General features: G+C 61.1%; 24 protein-coding genes. 16 read left to right on the forward strand and 8 right to left on the reverse strand.

Annotation, left to right across the window (positions count from 1 at the left end; translation table 11 throughout):
* Position 1: 1 nt before the first annotated feature.
* Both KP701_RS10740 and KP701_RS10745 read right to left on the reverse strand, forming a co-directional pair.
* The gene (locus tag KP701_RS10740) at positions 2–508 is read right to left on the reverse strand and encodes a YbjN domain-containing protein (protein ID WP_011252691.1); all 507 of its coding nucleotides are present in this window, start codon (positions 506–508) and stop codon (positions 2–4) included.
* 178 nt (positions 509–686) lie between these two features.
* Positions 687–977, reverse strand: a complete 291-nt coding sequence (locus KP701_RS10745) for an accessory factor UbiK family protein (RefSeq protein WP_062107038.1) — start codon at positions 975–977, stop codon at positions 687–689.
* Positions 978–1,058: 81 nt separating this feature from the next.
* On the opposite strand from KP701_RS10745, the gene rfaD reads away from it, so the two are divergent.
* The 3 genes from rfaD to pgeF are packed head-to-tail and all read left to right on the forward strand — an operon-like array spanning position 1,059 to position 3,632.
* Complete coding sequence (gene rfaD / locus KP701_RS10750) at positions 1,059–2,039, forward strand: ADP-glyceromanno-heptose 6-epimerase (protein WP_215747200.1); 981 nt, start codon at positions 1,059–1,061, stop codon at positions 2,037–2,039.
* Positions 2,040–2,050: 11 nt separating this feature from the next.
* Complete coding sequence (gene lgt / locus KP701_RS10755; RefSeq protein WP_194265530.1) at positions 2,051–2,872, forward strand: prolipoprotein diacylglyceryl transferase; 822 nt, start codon at positions 2,051–2,053, stop codon at positions 2,870–2,872.
* Entirely contained in the window at positions 2,865–3,632 is a 768-nt protein-coding gene (pgeF, locus tag KP701_RS10760; protein ID WP_215747201.1) for a peptidoglycan editing factor PgeF, read from the forward strand. Before lgt ends, pgeF begins: the two co-directional genes overlap by 8 nt.
* Here the strand turns inward: pgeF and KP701_RS10765 are convergent.
* Positions 3,602–4,765 (reverse strand): acyltransferase, encoded by a 1,164-nt coding sequence (locus KP701_RS10765; RefSeq protein WP_215747202.1) that lies wholly within the window; start codon positions 4,763–4,765, stop codon positions 3,602–3,604. The two genes, pgeF and KP701_RS10765, sit on opposite strands and share 31 nt — an antisense overlap.
* 132 nt (positions 4,766–4,897) lie before the next feature.
* Positions 4,898–7,003 (reverse strand): catalase, encoded by a 2,106-nt coding sequence (locus tag KP701_RS10770; RefSeq protein ID WP_215747203.1) that lies wholly within the window; start codon positions 7,001–7,003, stop codon positions 4,898–4,900.
* 185 nt (positions 7,004–7,188) lie between these two features.
* Here KP701_RS10770 and KP701_RS10775 point away from each other — a divergent pair, with 185 nt between their 5' ends.
* The gene (locus KP701_RS10775) at positions 7,189–8,064 is read left to right on the forward strand and encodes an SDR family oxidoreductase (protein ID WP_215747204.1); all 876 of its coding nucleotides are present in this window, start codon (positions 7,189–7,191) and stop codon (positions 8,062–8,064) included.
* A gap of 18 nt (positions 8,065–8,082) precedes the next feature.
* Here the strand turns inward: KP701_RS10775 and KP701_RS10780 are convergent, their stop codons facing one another.
* On the reverse strand, positions 8,083–9,414 hold the full coding sequence (locus tag KP701_RS10780; RefSeq protein WP_215747205.1) for an MFS transporter: 1,332 nt from the start codon (positions 9,412–9,414) through the stop codon (positions 8,083–8,085).
* Between the two features lie 185 nt (positions 9,415–9,599).
* Between KP701_RS10780 and KP701_RS10785 the strand changes: the two genes are divergently transcribed.
* Both KP701_RS10785 and pth read left to right on the forward strand, forming a co-directional pair.
* Positions 9,600–10,259 carry a 50S ribosomal protein L25/general stress protein Ctc gene (locus tag KP701_RS10785; RefSeq protein WP_215747206.1) on the forward strand — a complete coding sequence of 220 codons (660 nt, stop codon included), beginning with the start codon at positions 9,600–9,602 and terminating at the stop codon, positions 10,257–10,259.
* 3 nt (positions 10,260–10,262) lie between these two features.
* Positions 10,263–10,832: an aminoacyl-tRNA hydrolase gene (pth, locus tag KP701_RS10790; protein WP_215747207.1), complete on the forward strand. Its 570-nt coding sequence runs from the start codon at positions 10,263–10,265 to the stop codon at positions 10,830–10,832.
* Here pth and KP701_RS16295 read toward each other — a convergent pair.
* On the reverse strand, positions 10,801–11,598 hold the full coding sequence (locus tag KP701_RS16295) for a CPBP family intramembrane glutamic endopeptidase (protein ID WP_252345555.1): 798 nt from the start codon (positions 11,596–11,598) through the stop codon (positions 10,801–10,803). The two genes, pth and KP701_RS16295, sit on opposite strands and share 32 nt — an antisense overlap.
* Positions 11,599–11,662: 64 nt before the next feature.
* Between KP701_RS16295 and KP701_RS10800 the strand changes: the two genes are divergently transcribed.
* The 7 genes from KP701_RS10800 (at position 11,663) to KP701_RS10830 (ending at position 16,529) form a co-directional block, all read left to right on the forward strand.
* On the forward strand, positions 11,663–12,139 hold the full coding sequence (locus KP701_RS10800) for a hypothetical protein (RefSeq protein ID WP_252345556.1): 477 nt from the start codon (positions 11,663–11,665) through the stop codon (positions 12,137–12,139).
* A complete protein-coding gene (locus KP701_RS10805) occupies positions 12,136–12,432 on the forward strand; it encodes a transcriptional regulator (RefSeq protein WP_215747209.1) in 297 nt (98 codons plus the stop codon). Before KP701_RS10800 ends, KP701_RS10805 begins: the two co-directional genes overlap by 4 nt.
* Positions 12,433–12,555: 123 nt before the next feature.
* Positions 12,556–13,650, forward strand: a complete 1,095-nt coding sequence (gene ychF / locus KP701_RS10810) for a redox-regulated ATPase YchF (RefSeq protein WP_215747210.1) — start codon at positions 12,556–12,558, stop codon at positions 13,648–13,650.
* Positions 13,643–14,899, forward strand: a complete 1,257-nt coding sequence (locus tag KP701_RS10815) for a glutamate-5-semialdehyde dehydrogenase (protein WP_215747211.1) — start codon at positions 13,643–13,645, stop codon at positions 14,897–14,899. The genes ychF and KP701_RS10815 overlap by 8 nt, the downstream gene beginning before the upstream one ends.
* A 32-nt stretch (positions 14,900–14,931) precedes the next feature.
* The gene (locus KP701_RS10820; protein WP_041111583.1) at positions 14,932–15,519 is read left to right on the forward strand and encodes a nicotinate-nucleotide adenylyltransferase; all 588 of its coding nucleotides are present in this window, start codon (positions 14,932–14,934) and stop codon (positions 15,517–15,519) included.
* A gap of 98 nt (positions 15,520–15,617) precedes the next feature.
* The gene (gene rsfS / locus KP701_RS10825) at positions 15,618–16,070 is read left to right on the forward strand and encodes a ribosome silencing factor (protein WP_024717179.1); all 453 of its coding nucleotides are present in this window, start codon (positions 15,618–15,620) and stop codon (positions 16,068–16,070) included.
* A complete protein-coding gene (locus KP701_RS10830) occupies positions 16,071–16,529 on the forward strand; it encodes a 23S rRNA (pseudouridine(1915)-N(3))-methyltransferase RlmH (RefSeq protein ID WP_215747212.1) in 459 nt (152 codons plus the stop codon).
* Between the two features lie 20 nt (positions 16,530–16,549).
* Here the strand turns inward: KP701_RS10830 and KP701_RS10835 are convergent, their stop codons facing one another.
* Both KP701_RS10835 and KP701_RS10840 read right to left on the reverse strand, forming a co-directional pair.
* Positions 16,550–17,266, reverse strand: a complete 717-nt coding sequence (locus tag KP701_RS10835; RefSeq protein ID WP_215747213.1) for a CHAP domain-containing protein — start codon at positions 17,264–17,266, stop codon at positions 16,550–16,552.
* A gap of 172 nt (positions 17,267–17,438) precedes the next feature.
* Complete coding sequence (locus KP701_RS10840; RefSeq protein ID WP_011252711.1) at positions 17,439–17,789, reverse strand: RidA family protein; 351 nt, start codon at positions 17,787–17,789, stop codon at positions 17,439–17,441.
* Between the two features lie 163 nt (positions 17,790–17,952).
* On the opposite strand from KP701_RS10840, the gene KP701_RS10845 reads away from it, so the two are divergent.
* Genes KP701_RS10845 through KP701_RS10855 form a run of 3 tightly spaced genes read left to right on the forward strand, consistent with a single transcriptional unit; the run spans position 17,953 to position 20,072 of the window.
* Positions 17,953–18,603, forward strand: coding sequence for an MBL fold metallo-hydrolase (locus tag KP701_RS10845; protein ID WP_215747214.1), 651 nt, complete (start codon positions 17,953–17,955; stop codon positions 18,601–18,603).
* Between the two features lie 55 nt (positions 18,604–18,658).
* The gene (locus KP701_RS10850) at positions 18,659–19,096 is read left to right on the forward strand and encodes a DUF192 domain-containing protein (RefSeq protein ID WP_225198268.1); all 438 of its coding nucleotides are present in this window, start codon (positions 18,659–18,661) and stop codon (positions 19,094–19,096) included.
* A 7-nt stretch (positions 19,097–19,103) separates the two neighbouring features.
* Positions 19,104–20,072 carry an SDR family NAD(P)-dependent oxidoreductase gene (locus KP701_RS10855; protein ID WP_215747216.1) on the forward strand — a complete coding sequence of 323 codons (969 nt, stop codon included), beginning with the start codon at positions 19,104–19,106 and terminating at the stop codon, positions 20,070–20,072.
* The last annotated feature ends 283 nt before the right edge of the window (positions 20,073–20,355 follow it).

A 20,355-nucleotide genomic window follows, 5' to 3' on the forward strand; every position in this document is an offset into this window, starting at 1 on the left:
GTCAGGCGTCTCCTGCGCAGTCGAGCATTGCGGCGTCTATGGCGTCCTGCGGTGATTTCCCGCCCCAGAGTGCGAACTGGAAGGCGGGATAGAAGCGCTCGCATTCGGACATGGCGATGTCCACGAGGTCTTCCATGCTTTCACCGGGAAGAGTCTGTACGCCACGCAGCAGCAGCGTATGTCGGTAAGAGGGGGTTCCGGTATCGGGATCGACGGCGAAATGGCCGATCCAGAGGCGGTTATTGGCCAGGGAAACGAGTTCATGGACGGCCGGACGGCGCTTGGCGGGCGAGCGCAGGTCCAGGATGCAGTTGAGATGCAGGGCCGAGAGTTCGTCGGACCATGTGAAATACAGCGAATAATCGCACCACTGTCCGGGGGCCTGGGCGGCCATTTCGGACGGGCCGAGGCGTTCGAACTCCCATTCATAAAGGCCCATGACCTGTTCCATCAGGTCGAGCGGATGGGATTCTGTTTCCGTGGTGAGTGAGGTGCTCAGGGCAGGCATGGCGGGTCTCCCAAGGCCGTGGAGCCTGGCACCGGCCTGGCGCCGGTGCGGCGCTCCAGATGTCTGCGGCCGGAAGAGGCAAATCCCCTCCCGACATCAGTCACGTTATGGACCCTTTGCGCGGTGTGCAAGCATTACGCGTTGCAAAAGTCACACTGGCCCTGGTGACTGTTGCAGATCAGCCCTGCGGGCCGCCTTTCTCTTCGGTTGCGAGTTCCTCGACAGCGGCGAGACGCGATTCGATTTCGGCCAGACGCTGTTCGGTGGCGTCCTGTGCCATGCGGGCGCGGGTGGCCATTTCCTGCACGGCGTCGAATTCGTCACGGCGGACGAGGTCGAGGCTGTTGAGGATTTCGTCAACGCGGGTGCGGACGATGGCGTGAAGTTCTTCGCGGGCGCCCGTCACGGCGGAAAAGGCGTTGCCGGCAAGGCCTGCGAGGTCGTCGAAAAAGCGGGGTCTGTCAGCCATGATGAAGTTCCTGCTGTTCTGCGGCGTGTCATGTCGGGCGCGTCGCTTGGATCGTTATCGGGGACAGACTATACAGGAAGGATGATTATCGTCACCGGCGGGGCCGGATTCATTGGTTCGTGCCTTCATGCAGCCCTGCGTCGCCGGGGCTTGCGGACGGTTGTGGTTGACCGGCTCAGGGACGGGGTGAAATGGCGGAATCTGGCGTCCCATGCGCCGGATCGCATCATCACGCCTGACGCGCTTGAGGGTTTCCTCGCATCGGAGCCGGATGTCGAAGCTGTGTTCCACATGGGAGCGATCAGCGCCACCACAGCACGGGACGGCGATCTGGTCTGGTCGAGCAACGTGGACCTGTCGCAGACACTATGGCGCTGGTGTGCGGCACGGGGTGTGCGGATGATTTACGCTTCCTCGGCCGCGACCTATGGCGCCGCGGACCGGCCGGAGATGTTCCGTGACGGGCTGGAGAATATCGACGGGCTGCGACCGCTGAACCTGTATGGCTGGTCCAAGCAGGCGTTCGATCTGTGGGTAAAGCGCGAAATCGAAGCTGGTGCGCCGGTGCCTCCGCAATGGGCCGGGCTCAAGTTCTTCAACGTCTACGGGCCGAACGAATACCACAAGGGATCGATGATCTCCGTGGTGAAGGTCAAGTATGACGAGGTCGTGCAGGGCCACGCGGCAAAGCTGTTCCGCTCGGTTGTGCCCGGGCTTGCCGACGGGCAGCAGCAGCGGGACTTCATCTGGGTCGGGGATGTGGTGAACGTCATGCTGTGGCTGTTCGATCATCCGGGCGTCAGCGGACTGTTCAACTGCGGCACCGGCGTGGCGCGAAGCTATCTCGATCTGGCGCATGCGGTCTGCGAGGCAACGAAGCGGGCGCGGGATGTCGAATTCGTGGACATGCCCGAGAAGCTGCGCGGGCAGTACCAGTCTTTTACCTGTGCGGATATGAGCCGCCTTCGCGCTGCGGGTTACGATGCGCCGTTTACGTCTCTTGAAGACGGTATCGGGCAGTATGTGCGCGAGTATCTCTCCCAGCCCCACCCCAATCTCTGAGAACCGATTCCTTGAGCCATCCCCTGATCTTTCCGAATTTCGATCCGGTTGCCTTTCATATCGGTCCGCTGGCGGTGCGCTGGTATGCGCTTGCCTATATGGTGTCGTTCATCATCGCGCTGCCAATTGCGCGGCGACTGAACCGTCTGGCGCCGGAAGTAGCAACGAACGAGCAGGTGGATGACTTCCTGTTCTACGCCATTCTCGGCGTGCTGCTGGGGGGACGGCTGGGCTATGTGCTGTTCTACCGGCCGATGGATTACCTGTCGCACCCGCTGGAGATCTTCAAGACCTGGGACGGCGGGATGTCGTTCCATGGCGGTGCGCTGGGCGTCATTCTGGCGCTGGCCTATTTCAGCTGGAAGACCCGGCTCAGCTTCCTGGCATTCGCGGACCGGATTGTGCCGGTCGTGCCGATCGGGCTTGGTCTGGGGCGTTGTGCGAATTTCGTGAACGGGGAGCTGTGGGGGCGGCCGGCGTCTCCGGATCTGCCCTGGGCGATGATCTTTCCGACAGGCGGGCCGATCCCGCGCCATCCGTCCGAACTTTACGAAGCCCTGACCGAAGGTGTGCTGCTGCTGTGCGTGATGCTGTTTGCCGCCAGCCGTCCGCAGGTTCGTGAGCGGTTCGGATTCCTGTCGGGGCTGTTCCTGTTCGGCTATGCCTGTGCGCGGAGCTTCTGCGAGTTCTTCCGTCAGCCGGATGCGAATATCGGCTTTCTGTCTGGTGGCACGACGATGGGGCAGTTGCTGTGCATTCCGATGGCGCTCGCGGGGATGGGACTCATGGTTTACGCAATGCGTCGCCCGGCGCAGGTTTCGGCGCATGTCTGAGGCTGTGCTGACGGGATCGGTTCTCAAGGTGCCGCACGGGTTCTTCACGCGCCTCGGAGGCGTCTCACCGGCACCGTATGACAGCCTGAACTGCTCGCTGTCCTCGCAGGACGATCCGGCGAATGTGGCGGAGAACCGGGCCCGGGTGGCGCAGGCGATCGGGGTGGCGCCGGATCATCTGCTGGGTCTGAAACAGACGCATAGTGACATCACTGTGCCCGTGACGGCTGAGACGCCGCTCTGGGTGGCCGGGACCGGACAGGTCGGCGATGCGCTGGTGACGGATCGCCCGGACATTGGCGTGGGCGTTATTACGGCGGATTGCGGCCCTGTTCTGCTGTCTTCCGATGATGGACGGATTGTGGGAGCGGCTCATGCGGGCTGGCGTGGCGCTGTAGGCGGGATTCTGGAATCCGTGGTTGCGCAGATGGTCGCGCTGGGTGCCACAGGGATCAGTGCTGTTGTCGGGCCGTGCATTGCACCGGAAAGCTATGAGGTTGGCCCGGATATGCGGGATGCTGTTCTGTCTCGAGGCGCAGCGGGTGAGAACTTCTTCCGTTCAGCCCCGCGCGTCGGACATTTCCTGTTTGATCTGCCCGCCTATTGCGGGTTCCGTCTGGAACAGGCTGGGGTCCGGACTGTGCAGATCCTTGGTGTGGATACGCTGACAGACCCGCGGTTTTTCAGCCATCGGCGGCGGACGCTCGCGGGTGGGGGGCATATCGGGCATCAGATCTCGGCGATCCGTCCAGTGGGCTGAGGGCGGCGCAGGCCGGATTTTTCGAGCAGCCAGCGATCGGCGGGGCACGAGAGAAAGCGGTCCACGAAGGCGCCAAGGCAGAAGGACAGGCCCAGGGCCGGGATGAACCAGACCCAGCCGAGCGCCCAGTTTTCTCCGGTGGCTCTGAACAGATGGATCATCGGCATGACGACGAACATGTGGCTGAGATAGATTTCATAACTCAGCCGCCCCCACTGGCGGGGCCATGCCAGAAACCGGCTTCCGGTGGCCTTGCCCCATCCGTTGTAGAAAGCGAGAAGCAGGGCAGCGCATGAGGCTGTGAAGAACAGCGGTGTTGCGTAGCCGAGGGTCAGCCAGACGACATGGCCGTCGATCAGATAGAGACTGACGCCGAGACTCCCGGCCCAGCCGAGCCAGGGCGTGAGTCTTGCAAAGAGGGACGGGCTTATCCGGTGCGCCAGAAGGGCCGCGCATACGCCCATGGCGATGGCAGAGATGCCCGGTCCGTAGGCTTCGTCTTGCCAGATGTCCGATGCGTTCCGGATCTGCCATTCCGCGAAAGGGCTGGACAGGGCAAGCAGCACGAAAACGAGGCCGAGCAGTCTGGGGATGCGTCCGCCGAGCAGGCAGAGGATCGGGAAGGCTGCATAGAACAGTTCCTCGACCGAGAGGGACCACAGCACATCCCAGTTGGGGGGAAGATAGTTCGTCCGGGCTTCGTAGAGGTTCAGATGCATGAACAGGGCTGCGAAGATTGCGCCGGGCAGGGTCTGGGTTTCGTGATGGAAAAGGAAGTCAGACACGCCTGCGAGGTTGAGAACGGCGAGAATCCCGAGCAGGACCAGCAGGCATGGCAGGATGCGGCAGGCCCGGCGCGCTGAAAAGGCGATGGCGTTGATGCCGCCCAGACTGCCCCATCGGCGCAGTGTGTGATCGGTGATCAGAAAGCCTGAAATAACGAAAAAGATCTTCACGCCCTTGGCGCCATCCCAGGTCAGGGCCTTCAGCAGTATCGCTGGAAAGACGGCGGAAAGGCCGGTGTGCATCAGGGGGATGCGCAGGGCGAGGTGGTGGATGACGACGAGGATGATGGACAGTCCTCTGAGCAGGTCGATCCCCGGATTGCGCTGTGCGCCTGTCGTTGCCTGCACCCTGAAATCCCATCCTGAAAAAGCGAAACGATTCTGCAACGGAAATCAGGCATGATTCCGTTCGGAATGCGGCGCAGATGGGGGGAGTAGATATAAAAAGGGCCGGAGAATGTCTCCGGCCCCTGTTCTGTCTCAGACAGCGTGGGTTCTGGCTTCGCGGTCCCAGAAGCGCAGTTTGCGGCACAGGGTGATGAAGGTTTTGAGGTCAGCGGGGGCCTCAAGGGGAATGATGCCGTCATCCTTGTCTTCCGGCGTGATGCCCCCCTTCGCGAGAAGGGGTTTGGCATCCGGGCCGTATCCGATGAACTTCGCATGGGCGAATGCGTCGGCCACGAAGTCCCGTGCGGTGGCTTCGCCGGTCAGGAGCTTCGCCCCTGCTGCGGACGGAAGCAGGACGACCGCATCGTACAGGACCGAGGGGGCGCCAACGATCTTCTGGCCAGCCGGGACGAGCTTGCCGTCTGTCGTTTTCACGCCACCAACCGCCGGAGCGACCAGTTCGACAATGGTGCCTTCGGCTTCCGCCGCCTTCATCAGGGCTGCGAGCAGGTCCGCATCCGTGCCATCAGTAACGAGCACACCCAGCTTGCGGCCCTTGAACGTCTTGGGGCCGTTCTTGAGGATGCTGAGCGGGTTCGAAGCTGGCAGATCCGTCAGCGGCGTGCGGGCAGCCGGGGCAGGAGTTGGCATCTTTTCCAGACGCAGACCCTCGGCCACGCCCTTGGCGAGCTTTTCATCGACGTTCAGCAGATGAGCGACGACGCGGGCGCGGATGGCCGGTGTGAGGCACTTGCTGAGTTCGAAGACGAAGGCGTTCTTGATGTGCGTCTGCTCGGTCGGGGTCTGGCTGGTGTAGAACTGACGGGCCTGACTGTAGTGGTCGGCGAAGAGTTCGCCGCGCTCGCGGGTCTTTCGGCCGTTCACGTCCTCAGCATAGGTCTTGTAGCCGGTCTGCGGGTTTTCGCGCGGCCCCATGCCCCAGGAATTGGGTTCGTAGTTCGCACGCCCTTTCGGGTTGTGCATGGCCATGTGGCCATCCTGCTGGAAGTTATGGAACGGGCATTTCGGCGCGTTTATGGGGATATGCGTGAAATTCGGGCCGCCGAGGCGCTTCGTCTGGGTATCCAGATACGAGAAGTTGCGGCCCTGCAGAAGCGGATCGTTGGTGAAGGCGATGCCGGGGACAACATTCTGGGTGCAGAAGGCGACCTGCTCGGTCTCGGCGAAGAAATTGTCCACCGTACGGTTCAGCACGAGACGGCCGATGCGACGGACCGGGATGAGTTCTTCCGGGATCAGCTTGGTCGCGTCCAGAATGTCGAAGTCGAACTTGTCAGCGAAGTCGTCATCGAAGAGCTGTACGCCAAGTTCCCATTCCGGGAAATCGCCGGAATTGATGGACTCCCACAGGTCACGGCGATGGAAATCCGGATCGGCGCCGTTGATCTTGACCGCTTCGTTCCACACTACGGACTGCAAACCCTGCTTCGGCTTCCAGTGGAACTTCACATAAGTGGATTTCCCCTCGGCATTGACGAGGCGGAAGGTGTGGACGCCGAAGCCTTCCATGAAGCGGAAGGAGCGCGGAATGGCGCGGTCGGACATGATCCACATGAGCATGTGGACGGTCTCGGGGGAGAGGGATGCGAAGTCCCAGAAATTGTCATGGGCGGACTGGGCCTGCGGGAAGCCGCTGTCGGGCTCTTCCTTCACGGCATGAACCATGTCCGGGAACTTGATGGCGTCCTGAATGAAGAAGACGGGCATGTTGTTGCCAACAAGGTCCCAGTTTCCCTCTTCGGTATAGAGCTTTACGGCAAAGCCGCGCACGTCTCGGGCCACGTCGAAGGAGCCACGGCCACCGGCAACGGTCGAGAAGCGGACAAAGGCGGGAACGCGCTTGCCGATTTTGCCCAGCACGCTGGCCGTTGTGTAATCGGCCAGAGAGTCCGTCAGTTCGAAAAAGCCGTGTGCGCCATAGCCGCGGGCGTGGACGACACGCTCGGGAATGCGCTCGTGATCGAAGTGGAAGATCTTCTCCCGGAAATGGAAGTCTTCCAGAAGTGCCGGGCCGCGTGCGCCAGCTTTCTCGGTGTTCTGGTCATCCGAGACAGGAACACCCTGCTGGGTCGTGAGGGTTGGGGTCTCGCCTGAGGCCACCTGATGGGTGGCTCCCTGCGGACCACGTTCGAAAGTCTGGTCGCCGATGGTGATGGTCGTGCGTTTGTCCGTGCTCATGAGATGCACCTCTGAGGGAAGTCTGGATGAGGAAGCTGCCCTTCTCACCGGAAAGGCCGTGCCCTTAAGAAGGCATGGTCAGGCTCAACTGTTCCTGAAATAAATCCGGAAAATTTTCTGAACCTGTCCGGAAGACGGGCCGTTAAGCGCAGGAACTCTGTCTATGACGACACAGGAGTGTTTCCATGCCTGCTGATCCTCGTACCCGCTATCCGCGTCCACCGTTCCGGGGCCAGACGCAGAAATTTCCGGGTCTTTCGGAAAAGATGATCCCCCAGCCTGATTACGGTGAAGAAACCTATAAGGGCTCTGGAAAGCTCGCGGGACTTAAGGCGCTGATTACCGGGGGTGATTCCGGGATTGGCCGGGCTGTCGCGCTGGCCTTTGCCCGGGAAGGCGCGGATGTCGCGATTTCGTATCTTGAGACGGAAACGGATGATGCGCGCGATATTGCGGCGCAGATCGAGAAAGAGGGCCGGACCTGTCTTCTGCTGCCTGGGGATATCCGCGAGGCGACACATTGTCGGGACATGATCCGCAAGTCCGTCGAGGCCTTCGGACAGCTTGATATTCTGGTGAACAACGCGGCCTTTCAGAAGGCGCGTGCGAAGCTGGAAGAGATTTCCGACGAGGAGTGGAAGCGCCATTTCGCCACCAATACGGATGCGCTGTTCCATCTGACGAAGGCCGCCCTGCCGCATCTTCAGGCTGGGGCGTCCATCATCAACACGTCTTCGGTCAATCTGAAGACCGCGCCGGAACTGCTGGTACCGTATTCCATGACGAAGGCGGCGATTGCGAACTTCACATCCAGCATGGCGCAGCAGCTCGCCGGGCGCGGCATCCGGGTCAACGCCGTGATGCCTGGGCCGATCTGGACGCCGTTCATCGCAACCGGAATGCCCGAGGAAGAGCAGGAACATCTGGGCTCGGATGTACCGCTGGGCCGTCCGGGACAACCGGCCGAGCTGGCAGGGGCCTATGTCTATTTCGCTGATCCGATGAACAGCTACACCACGGGCGCGCTTCTGGCGGTCAATGGCGGCGTACCGATAATCTGAGGGCGTGCGTCCGAGGGTTCAAGACTGTGCGAACGCCTGCTGGTCATCGAGCGGGCGTTTTTCCGTTCTGGGACCGAAGAGGAGCGTGACGGTGGCGCCCGACAGCAGGATCAGGGTCGTGAGGCCGAAAACGCCGGGGAAACCTGCGAGCGGGTAAAGCCAGCCGATCAGGACGGGGGAGGCGATGGCCCCCAGCCGGGCGATGGCGGAGGCGAGGCCCATGCCGCGGGCGCGCAGGGACGTCGGGAAAAGTTCGGGTGTGTAGGCGTAGATGCCGCCATAGGTGCCATTCATGAAGAAGGACAGCAGGATCCCGAAGATCAGGACTTCCGTGGGCGTCTGGCTCGCGGCCATGCCGATGGCGCTGATGGCTCCGGCGATCATGAAAAGGGCGACTGTTCCGCGCCGTCCCAGGCGTTCGGTGAGAAGGGCGGCGGAGGCATAGCCGGGAAGCTGGGCGAAATAGATCGAGATGGCATAGCCGAAGCTGCGCGTGACGGTCATGCCACGCTCGATCATCAGGGTCGGGATCCAGGTGAAAAACGCGTAAAAGCTGAAGGTGATGGCCAGCCACATGGCCCAGCTCATGAAGGTGGAACGGCGCAGGTTCGGGGCGAAGAGGTCCCGGACCGGGCGGAAAGCCGGGGCGCCCCGGTCGGTCGTCGTGGTGAGCCCGACGGCAAGGCCCGCGCTTTCCTCAATGTCGCCGACAATGCGGCAGGCTTCGGCTGTGCGTCCCCGTTCGTCCAGCCAGCGGGGGGATTCGGGCAGCGCACGACGCCACCACAGTAGCATCAGAACCGGAAAGCCTGTCAGGGCAAGGGCCCAGCGCCAGCCATCCGCCATGGCGGGAACGAGCATGAAGCCCATGATGGCGGCGGTGACATAGCCGAAAGAATAGAATCCCGTGAGGGCGGCGGTGAATGCGCCGCGATAGCGGGCGGCGACGAATTCGCTGAGATAGGGCGCGATGATGGTTGCTTCCGCCCCCGCCCCGATGCCCGACAGGAGGCGGCACAGGAAAAAGCCTGCGAAGGAAGATGATCCGGCGGAGAGCAGGGAGCCGATGGCATAAATGGCCAGTGCGCTCATCATGACGCGGCGGCGGCCGGAGCGGTCTCCCCACCAGCCGGAGAGCAGGGCGCCGAGCCCGTAGCCGAGATAGGTGGCGCTGCCGAGCAGGCCGAGTTCCGGGCCGCTCAGGTGCCACTGGCTTTTCAGCATCGGGAGCGCGAAGGCCACGATTGCGGAATCGAGACCGTCGAACGTGTAGCCGAGGCCGCCGAGGAACAGGAGTTGCCAGTGAAAGCGGGTAAAGGGCAGGCGTTCGATGCGGGCGGCGATGCTCATCGGGTGGGGGATCTGCCGGAAACTGTGGAAATGAAACGCAACCGTAGCGGTCTGCAGACGGGCTGGTCCAGAGGGGCGGAGTCCGAAAATGGTTGTGCCGGTGGCGGTTTTCCGCTACTCCGCGCCTCGCACAGGCACCCCTGGAGGTCTGTGTTGAGTGAAATTCAATACGCAGGAGCGTAACAGTGGCTAATTTGACGACACTTGCTGTCTCGACGCGTGCGAAGGCTGGTAAGGGGGCAGCGCGCGCAACGAGACGTGAGGGCCTCGTGCCGGCCGTGATCTACGGTGGCAAGCAGGAACCCTCCATCATCGCACTTGATCCGCGCGTGATCATGAAGGAACTGCATCGCGGTGGCTGGTCCTCCCGCGTGTACAACCTGGCTGCCGAAGGCGCAGAGCCGGTTGCAGCCCTGATCCGTGACGTGCAGCTGCACCCGGTTTCCGACGCCCCGATCCATGTGGACTTCCAGCGCGTTGCCGCTGGCACCAAGGTTCACGTCGAAGTCTCCATCGCTTTCGTTGGCGAAGAGAAGTCCCCGGGCATCAAGCGCGGTGGCGTTCTGAACGTCGTCCGTCACTACATCGACGTGCAGGCTGATCCGGCCAACATTCCGGAGCACTTCACGGCCGAGCTGAGCGGTCTGGACATCCACGACAACGTGCGCTGGACGGACCTCAAGGGCACCGAAGGCGTTGTTCTGGGAAGCGGCCAGGCTGCTGACATGGTCATCGCCTCCATCGCTGCGCCGACGATCGATGCCGAAATGGAAGCCGAAGCTGCTGCCAAGGCTGCTGCTGAAGCCGAAGCCGCTGCTGCAAAGCCCGGCGCAAAGAAGAAGTAATCGATGAGGCTCTGGACCGGTCTCGGCAACCCCGAGCCGGGGATGAGCCGTCATCGACACAATATCGGCTTCATGGCGGTCGACGAGATCGCCAGGCGCCACGGTTTTTCACCGTGGCGCAAGCGTTTCCGGGGGGAGACCTCCGAAGGCGTCATCGGGGGGCAGAAGATCCTGCTCCTCAAGCCGATGACGTATATGAACCGGTCAGGCGACAGCGTTCAGCAGGCCGCGCAGTTCTTCAAGATCGTGCAGGACGATATCACCGTATTCCACGACGAACTCGATCTCGCCTTCGGCAAGCTGCGCATCAAGCGTGGCGGTGGTGCCGCCGGGCATAATGGTCTGCGCTCCATGGACAAATGTCTGCCGGGGCCGGATTACTGGCGTGTGCGGATGGGGATCGGTCATCCGGGTCACAAGGACCGTGTAACTGGCCATGTTCTGGGCAATTTCGCCAAGGTGGAAGAGCCGGAGCTTGAGCGCTGGCTTGAGGCCATCGCCGATGCGGCTCCCCTTCTGGCGAAAAAAGAGCACGAAGCCTTCATGACGAAGGTCGCACTGCTGGCTGCCTGACGGTCTTGCGGCTGAAATGGCCGCTCAGGGCCGGTCTGATGAACAGGGCGACGACATCCATCAGGGCGTGAAATCCCATCAGCCAGATCAGCGGTGTTCCGTTGAGGGCACGGATCATGAAGATCAGGCCGAGAATCGTCGTGGCCAGAACACCCTTGAATCCCTGATACCAGTGCATTCCCCCGAACAGCAGCGTTGAAAGCACGGCTCCGGCGATCAGGCTGCCGGTGAGCTGAGCTGTGAGCAGGGGAAGGGCCAGCCGGAAGAACAGCTCCTCGCCCAGACCGGCATTCAGGCACAGCAGAAACGCCAGCCCGGCTTCTGGCAGAGTGCGCGGGATCAGGGCCGCGAAGTCGCCCAGAGGGGCGAAGGGCGATGAGCGCTTCAGTTTTCGGAGCAGGATGAAAAATCCTGCGATGATCAGAATCCCGCAGCCAAATCCAATAAAAAAGGAAGGCGACATTTCGGGTGGGCGCGCGCTTGTCCTCGCGGAGGGAGCCGACAGGCGCAACTGGGTCAGGGCGGTCCAGCGCAGAGGCACGGGCAGGAGCCAGAGAGTCATGAGGCCTCCCAGATCGAAGAGCAGGACGCTCTGGAACAGCCATTTCAGGTAGAAGCGGCGTCGTTCATGGAGTTGGGTGGCATTCCGGAAGACCTGCCAGTCCTGCGCGCCCCTGCGACTGTGGTGGATGCAGGCTCCCAGCAGGATCGCAAGCCAGAGAAAGGGCAGGATTCTGGCCATCGGAGTGCCGTGCAGGATTGTCATGGTTCTGTTCTCTTTCCATAATGGAAAGTCAGATCATCATTTTCCACATTGGAAAGTCAACACCATGCAGCGGGATGGATTCGGGAACGCGGGCGTAACCAGCCGTGATGAAGCGCTTGCGCAGTTGGAAGCCCTTGGGGCTTTCCGGGGAAAGCTGGGGAACGAACTTGTCTGCCCATGGTGGAATGCGCTTGTCATGGGAGGGCTTCTGGCGCTGCTGACTTTTGCCATGAGCCTTGAGCCGCCGTTCATGTTTCTGCTGGAAGGGCTGTGCATCGCGTTGATGGGCGTTTTCTATGCGTTTGCACGACGGCGGATGGGATATTTCGTTAATGGCTATCGCCGCGGTCGGACACGGAAGATCGCGATCGGCATGATGCTGGCGGTGTATGCGATGATGGCGCTGTCAGGGGCTGGTCTGCGGGTGTGGCATCTGGCGTGGCTGCCCTGGCTTGCGACGCTGGGCAGTTTTGCGATCGGCTATGGCGCGGGCCTGCTCTGGCAGAGGGCCTGGCAGGCTGATATGACAGCGGCGTTGTGACTGCTGTTCCCCAATTCGATCCCGTCATTCATCCCCCCGCGCGTCTGCAGCTTGCTGCGGCCCTGTCGGAAGTGAACGACATGGAATTCGGACGGGCGCGGGATCTGCTGGGGGTGAGTGACTCTGTTTTGTCCAAGCATCTCGCCCAGATGCAGGAGGCGGGCTATGTGCGGTTGCGCAAGGCGCCTCTGGGGGGCCGGCAGCGGACCTGGCTGGTCCTGACGACGCAGGGGCGTGCGGCTTTGAAGGCGCATGTCCGGGCTTTGCAGGATCTGGCGGGAATCGTGGGCTGAAAAGCCTGTTCGCGGCGGGAAGTGGTTGTGAGCCTCTCCGGTTTCTGCGAACACAGGGCAACGGAATTTTCTGGAACGGATCGTTCGCATCTGAACGGTCTTCAATGATGATGGAGAGCACGAATGGGTTTCAATTGCGGCATCGTCGGTCTGCCCAATGTCGGCAAGTCCACGCTGTTCAATGCCCTGACGGAAACGGCGGCTGCACAGGCTGCGAATTACCCGTTCTGCACCATCGAGCCGAATACGGGCCGTGTGGCTGTTCCGGATCCACGGCTGGATGAACTGGCGCGGATCGGCAAGTCCATCCGCAAGGTGCCGACCAGCCTTGAATTCGTGGACATCGCCGGTCTGGTCCGTGGCGCGTCCAAGGGCGAAGGCCTGGGCAACCAGTTTCTGGCCAATATCCGTGAAGTCGATGCCATCGTGCACGTCCTGCGCTGCTTCGAAGACGACGACATCACGCATGTCGAAGGTGGAGTCGACCCGGTTCGGGATGCGGACATCATCGAGACGGAGCTGATGCTTGCGGATCTGGAGAGTCTGGAGAAGCGCCAGGTTGGTTTGCAGAAGCGTGCCCGTGGCAATGATCGTGAGGCTCAGGCCCAGCTTGAACTGATGGAGCCGCTGCTGGCAGCGCTGCGTGACGGCAAGCCGGCCCGGACGGCTGTTCCGAAGGGGCAGGAAGCAGAGGCTTCCCGCCTTCAGCTTCTGACGACGAAGCCGGTTCTGTATGTCTGCAATGTCGAGGAAGCCTCGGCCGCGACCGGAAACGCCTTTTCGGAAGCCGTGCGCAAGCGGGCCGAAGCCGAGGGTGCGGGCGTTGTCGTGGTGTCGGCCGCCATTGAGGCCGAAGTCAGCCAGTTGCCGCAGGAAGACCGGACGGAGTTCCTCGAGGGTCTGGGTCTGACGGATAGCGGGCTGGATCGCGTCATTGCGGCTGGCTACAAACTGCTGGGCCTGCGGACGTATTTCACGGTTGGACCGAAGGAATCCCGCGCCTGGACGATTACGGCCGGGACGAAGGCTCCGCAGGCCGCCGCTGTCATTCACAATGACTTCGAGCGTGGGTTCATTGCCTGCGAAACCGTGGCGTTTGACGATTACGTCGCCTGCAATGGCGAGGCGGGGGCCAAGGAGTCCGGAAAGCTTCGGATCGAAGGCAAGGAATACGTGGTGCAGGATGGTGATATCCTGCTGTTTCGGTTCAATGTCTGAGGCGGAACACATTCTGGATGGTCTGGCGGAGCGTGCTCGCCGGGCCAGCCGGAGTCTGGCGCGCGCGAGTGCGGAAACCCGCAATCATGCGCTGTCCGAAGCTGCGAAAGCGCTGAGGGCCCGGTCTGACGAGATCGTAGCCGCCAACCAGAAGGATCTGGCAGCGCTTTCCGAAGACCGGAACGCCGCATTTCGGGACCGTCTGACGCTGACGCCGGAGCGGGTTGAGGCGATGGCGCGCGGTCTGGAAGATGTGGCACGTCTGCCGGATCCGGTCGGGCGCGTTCTGGCGCAATGGGACCGGCCGAACGGGCTGCATTTCCGCCGGGTCGCGACCCCGCTTGGTGTGATCGGCATGATCTATGAAAGCCGGCCCAACGTTGGTGCTGACGCTGCGGCCCTGTGCATCAAGTCCGGCAATGCAGTGATTCTGCGAGGCGGCGGCGAGAGCCTTTACTCGGCGCGGGCCATTCAGGTGGCGATGGAAGATGGCCTGCGGGCAGCCGGTCTGGACGAGGCCTGTGTGCAGATCCTGCCGTCTGCCGACCGGGCTCTGGTCGGGGCGATGTTGCAGGCTTCGGGAAAAATCGACCTGATCATTCCGCGCGGTGGCAAGTCCCTTGTGGAGCGCGTGCAGCGGGAGGCCCGCGTGCCGGTTCTGGCGCACGCGGACGGCCTGAATCACACCTACATCCATGCGAGTGCAGATCCGGCCATGGCTCGGAAGGTGCTGCTGGATGCGAAGATGCGGCGGACGGGGATCTGTGGGGCGACGGAGACGCTGCTGATCGATGCGGCGATTGCACCAACTCTGTTGCCGCTGCTGGTTCAGGATCTGGCCGCGAAGGGATGTACGTTCCGGGCAGATGACCGGGCGCGCGCGATTATGCCGACGCTGACCGCGGCCTCGGGCGATGATTTCGACACGGAATGGCTGGATGCCGTGCTTTCGGTTGCCGTGGTGGACGGGGTTGAAGATGCTCTGGATCACATCGCGCGGCATGGAAGCTCGCATACCGAAGCCATTATCGCTGAAGATCCTGAGGCCGCGGCGGAGTTCCTCAACGGGACGGACAGTGCGGTTGTGCTGTGGAATGCGTCCACGCAATTCTGTGACGGTGGGGAGTTCGGTTTCGGTGCGGAAATCGGCATTGCGACGGGGCGGATGCATGCCCGGGGCCCGGTGGGGCTCGAGCAGCTGACATGCTACCGGTACGAAGTGATCGGCACCGGGCAGGTGCGGGGCTGATCAGTATCCCGACCTCTGGTGACGGCCGGAACATGCGGATCGGCCTGCTGGGCGGGTCTTTCAATCCGGCGCATGCGGGTCATCTCATGCTGGCGCGGCGGGCCTTGCGGGCTCTGCGTCTGGATCAGGTGTGGCTCATGGTCTCACCAGGGAATCCACTCAAGCCCAGCAAGGGTATGGCGCCGTTCAGGGTGCGTCTGGCTTCTGCGGAGCGGATTGCGGATGGTCGGCGAATCGTTGCGACGGATATCGAATCGCGGCTTGGGCAGCGCTTCACCGTAAAAACGGTCGGATTGCTGAAGCAGCGCTTTCCGCATGTGCGTTTCGTGTGGCTGATGGGCGCGGACGGGCTGGCGCAGTTGTCACACTGGAAGCGCTGGCGGCGGTTGGCTGCGATGGTTCCTATCGCTGTTCTCCCCCGTCCGGGAAGTGTTTCACCGGCCCTGCGGGGGGCTGCGGCCTCTGTTTTGCGGCATCAGAGACGGCCTTCCCGCGAATCTCCCATGCTTGCGGAGCGAAAAGGCAACGCATGGACGTTCCTTTCTGCGCCGCAGAACGATATATCGGCTACAGCGTTGCGTGAGTCCGGCCAGTTTCGTCCGGATTCCGATCAGGAGTAAAAACCATCACCAAGACGACCTCTCCCGAATCGCAGGCCAAAAAGCCTGTGCGCCGGAAAACCAGCTCCCCCGATGCGGCACTGGCCGAGGCTGCCAAGGTGCCGGGAACGGCTCGCAAGAAGGCCGCAGTTGCCGGACCGAAGAAAACGGCCGTCAAGCGCGAAGCCGTGCAGCCGGATCTTCTGACCAGCATGCTGACGGTCATCACCACGAGTCTGGATGAAGACAAGGGTGAAGACATCGTTGTGCTGGACCTGGTCGGCCGCGCGAATTTTGCTGATCGCATGGTCATTGCGACCGGTCTTGCCGACCGCCAGATTTCTGCGATGGCGCATCACATCGAGAAGAAGCTCAATGAGATCGGCATCAAGCGCATTCTGATTGAAGGCGCGAACGGCAGCGACTGGGTCCTGATCGATGCCGGTGATGTTGTCGTGCATCTCTTCAAGCCGGAAAGCCGTGAGCTTTACGGGCTGGAGCGCATGTGGGGCACCGATCTTGATGGCAGTGAAGACGAAGTTGCCGTTGGGCAGGACGAAGAGCAGGACTGAATGAAACTGGTCGCAATCGGCCGGCTCAAAGCCGGGCCGGAGCGCGAACTGTTCGAGCGTTATGCGGGCCGGATCAGGCCCGCTCTGACGGTGACGGAACTCGCGCCGTCAAAAGGCAGCGTCCAGGAGCAGAAGCGCAAGGATGCTGCGGCTCTTCTGGGGGCCTGTCCTGACAATGCCCTGATCGTGGCGCTGGATGAAGGTGGAAAGACGCCGGACAGTTTGCGTCTGGCGGAGATGCTGTCCCGCTGGCAGGAATCGGGGCGCCCCATTCATTTTCTGATCGGTGGTGCGGAAGGGCTGGATTCAAGCGTGATCCAGCGGGCTGATTCCGTGATTTCTCTGGGGAAACTGACCTGGCCGCACATGCTGGTCAGGGTTCTGATCGCCGAGCAGGTCTTCCGGGCTCAGGCCATCAATACCGGTCATCCCTATCACAGGGAATCACGACCGGCCTGACGCCCGGTCGTCAGGCTTTATCAGCGAATCGAACGGTCGGGAGCGTCCGAAGTAAAGGCATCGTCCGGAGCTTCTGCGACTTCTGTGCTGTTCATCGGATGGCTCAGGGCGTCAGAGCCGTTCAGGACGGCGCGGTGACGGAAACCTGAGACAGTCGAAGCGCGTGCCATCACGACATGCGGGGCCGGGTTGCGATCGCCATTGTCGGAATGGGGATAGATGAAACCGTAGGTCGGATAGATGCTGCCAAGGCGCCCGCTGCGATCATTGAGAGCGACGCGGACGGCGCTCCAGTCATTGTTGGGCGAAACGTCAACGACGCGCACGTTATGTGCAATGCCGTTTGAAGCCCAGTGGGACTGGTCGATATAGATTGTGCGGCTGTCTTCCACCGAACGGACCACGGCGACGTGGCCGAGCGGCATACGGCGGATGGCCCGGAAATTCAGGACCGAACCAGCCTGCGGCGCGGAGCCGCGGGCATAAACGCCGGCAGCATTGTACCACCAGTCACGCGCATTGCCGTGCAGAACGACTTCTGAAGCCGTCTTGGCGTAGGCGACGCACTGAATGACGTGAGCATAAGAATGGCGATGGCTGCTGGAACGGTGGCTGTGAAAGACGGTCCGTCCGTGGTGACCCGAACTGTGACGGGCCTGAGCCTGTCCTGAAAAGAATGCGATCGCGGAGAGCGCCAGAGCAGAGAAAAAGGTTTTCCGGCAACTTTTATGCTTCACGATCTTTAGGATCCTGATTGGTTATGTGTTGTTCGGGTCACAGGGAGGTAACAACCTTCCTGCAACCCTGACAAGAGCAGAATGCAGGCCTGTGGGTTAAATTTTCATTTCCAAAGAAAATCTTTTTGGCACCACACTCTGCTGCATTCTCGCCACAATCGTCTGATTCGGATTATTTCGTTGTCGTGAGCATGATTTCCACGAGAATCTTCGGGTCCGCCATGACGGCCTGAACGCAGGCGCGGGCAGGGGCCATGTTTTCCGGAAGCCATGCGGACCAGACCGTGTTGAGGGCGGTACGGTCTGCAATGTCCTTCACCCAGATCTGGGCCTGAAGGATGCGGGTCTTGTCGGTGCCGTGCACTTCAAGAATTTCGTCGAGCTGGTCCAGAACGCTCTTGGTCTGTTCTTCGATTCCCTTGGACAGATCTGCTGCGACAACGCCCTGCGTGAAAATGAAGCCGTGATATTCGACGGCCTTGGAAAGAATGGCGTTGGGTTCTGTGCGGATGATGCGGCTCATGATGACACCTCGTGTGGATGGGGAAAGGGGGAGAGTGACCTTCCTGTGAAAAGGGGTCAATGATCTGTGGCGGCTGGTGTCAGGTGGATGCCGTGTCTCACTTGTCGCGCCGGGGCTGACGCTGTATCGCCACATCAGAACGGACCGTCTGGAAGGGGGAGCTGTGACTCCTTTGTATGCGAAGCGGGTGCCGGTAACGCCTTTGCGGCAGAACTGCACCATTCTCTCGAATGATGAGGGTCGTGCCGTTGTGGTGGATCCCGGCGGAGATGTCGGAGACATCCTTCAGCAGCTGGACGGGATGAGCGTTGAGGCCATTCTTCTGACACACGGTCATCTGGACCATGCTGGTGGTGCAGCTGCTTTGAAAAGAGCGCTTGAAAAGCAGCAGGGGCAGCCGGTTCCGGTTCTGGGGCCTGACCGGCGGGACGAGTTCCTGCTGCAGAGCATCACCAAACAGGCGGCTGCTTTCGGAATTCCGGGCATGGAGAATGTTGCGCCGGATCGCTTTGTGAAAGGCGGAGAAGTCCTGCATCTGCTGGGGCAGGATCTTCATGTCGCGCATGTTCCTGGCCATACGCCGGGGCATGTCGTCTTTGTGGATCATGATAACCGGCGTGTGCTGGCTGGCGATACGCTGTTCCGGGGGACGGTCGGCCGGACAGATTTTGCGTATGGCGATTCACAGGCGCTTGTCGACGGTATTCGCAGACATCTCCTGACGCTGTCTGATGATACGGTGGTTCTGTGCGGGCACGGGATGCCGACGACCATCGGAGAAGAGCGCCGGACCAATCCGTTCCTGATTTCCTGAACCTGAAAGTCATATCATGCGAGTTTTATGCTGTGCGCTGGTGGCGGCGCTTGGAATGAGTGCTGGCGTTGCGAAGGCGGAAGATCCGATCACGCAGGCGCAGGCCCGTCTGCCAACCGCGCCTCTGACCATTACGACGCGTGATGGCCAGAAGCATGAGTTTACGGTGGAACTGGCCAAGACCTATCGCCAGCAGGAAGTGGGCGAGATGTTCCGCAAGCATCTGCCTGAAAACGAGGGGATGCTGTTCATGTGGGCAACGCCTCAGGTGTCGGACATGTGGATGCGTAATACGCTTGTGCCGCTGGACATCGTGTTCATTGATTCAACGAACCATATCCATGCCATTGCGGAAAATGCCGTCCCTCTGAGCGAGGCGATCCTGCGTAGTGATGGTGTGGTTGCCAATACGCTTGAACTGGCAGGGGGCGTTACGGCAAAGCTGGGGATCCGGGTGGGCGATGCTGTAACCAGTTCCGCGCTGAAGCACTGATGGTCCTGTGAAGGTTCTGGTTACCGGGGTTGCCGGGTTTATAGGGTTTCATGTTGCGCATGCCCTTTTGAAGCAGGGCATGGAGGTCGTAGGCGTCGATACTCTCAATGCCTATTATGATCCTGCTCTCAAAGCCGCCCGATTGGAGCAGCTTGAGCCTTATCCGGGGTTCAGCTTTCTGAAAGTGGATGTGGCCAGTCCTGCTGCCATGCAGGACCTGGTCGCGCGGCACCCCGATCTGGAAGGCGTAATCCATCTTGCGGCTCAGGCCGGGGTTCGGCACTCGATGGTCGATCCCTATTCCTATGTGACGTCCAATGTCATGGGACAGGTCGCTCTTCTGGAAGCCTGTCGTCATCTGAAAAAGCTGACGCATGTCGTGTATGCGTCGTCCTCATCCGTCTATGGTCGCAATCAGAGCGTGCCTTTCCGGGAGACGGATCGGGTGGAGCGGCCCAGTTCCGTATATGCCGTAACCAAGCGTGCTGCCGAACTGATGTCAGAGTCCTACGCGTATCTGCACGGTATTCCGCAGACAGGACTCCGGTTTTTTACCGTGTATGGTCCTTGGGGAAGACCCGATATGGCGTATTACGGGTTTGCGAAAGCAATTTCGGAAGGCCGTCCGGTGACCCTTTATGAAGGGAAGCACCTTTCCCGCGATTTCACTTATATCGATGATATCGTCAGGGGCGTGCAGCGGGTTCTGGGCAGGCCGCCGGAAGCCGGAATGTCACGGGTGCTTAATCTGGGAGGGGATAAGCCGGAAAGGGTGACCCGCATGATTGAGCTGCTTGAGCAGAATCTGGGGAAGAAAGCTTCCGTGGAGCGGCGTCCCAGGCCGGTGGCTGACATGGAGTCGACCTGGGCCTCTTTGGAAAATGTCAGGGAATTCTGCGGTTGGAAGCCGGTCGTATCCTTTGAAGAGGGGATGAAGGAGTTCTGTCTGTGGTTCAGAAAGTTCCACGGGATCTGATTTTTTCACAAAAATGCAATTTTCCTGTTGACCCCCCTCTGAGCTCCCCGTATAAGCCCGTTCACCGACGCGGCGGGGCTCACTTCTGAGGGGCTCTGGGGCGGCGGGGATGATGGTCTTTGAAAATTGAATATGGAATTGGAAGGGATATGTTGGCGGCGTTTTGGTGCTGGTGATCTGGGATTAAGTTCCTGGGTCTGAGTATCGGGACGTTGGATGATGTATCTTTTAGATGCTTCGAAAAGCCTGACGTTTTTTGATATTTGGGTTTGTGGGATTGAAC

It is taken from the genome of Gluconobacter sp. P1C6_b, assembly GCF_018811945.1.
Classification (GTDB): domain Bacteria; phylum Pseudomonadota; class Alphaproteobacteria; order Acetobacterales; family Acetobacteraceae; genus Gluconobacter.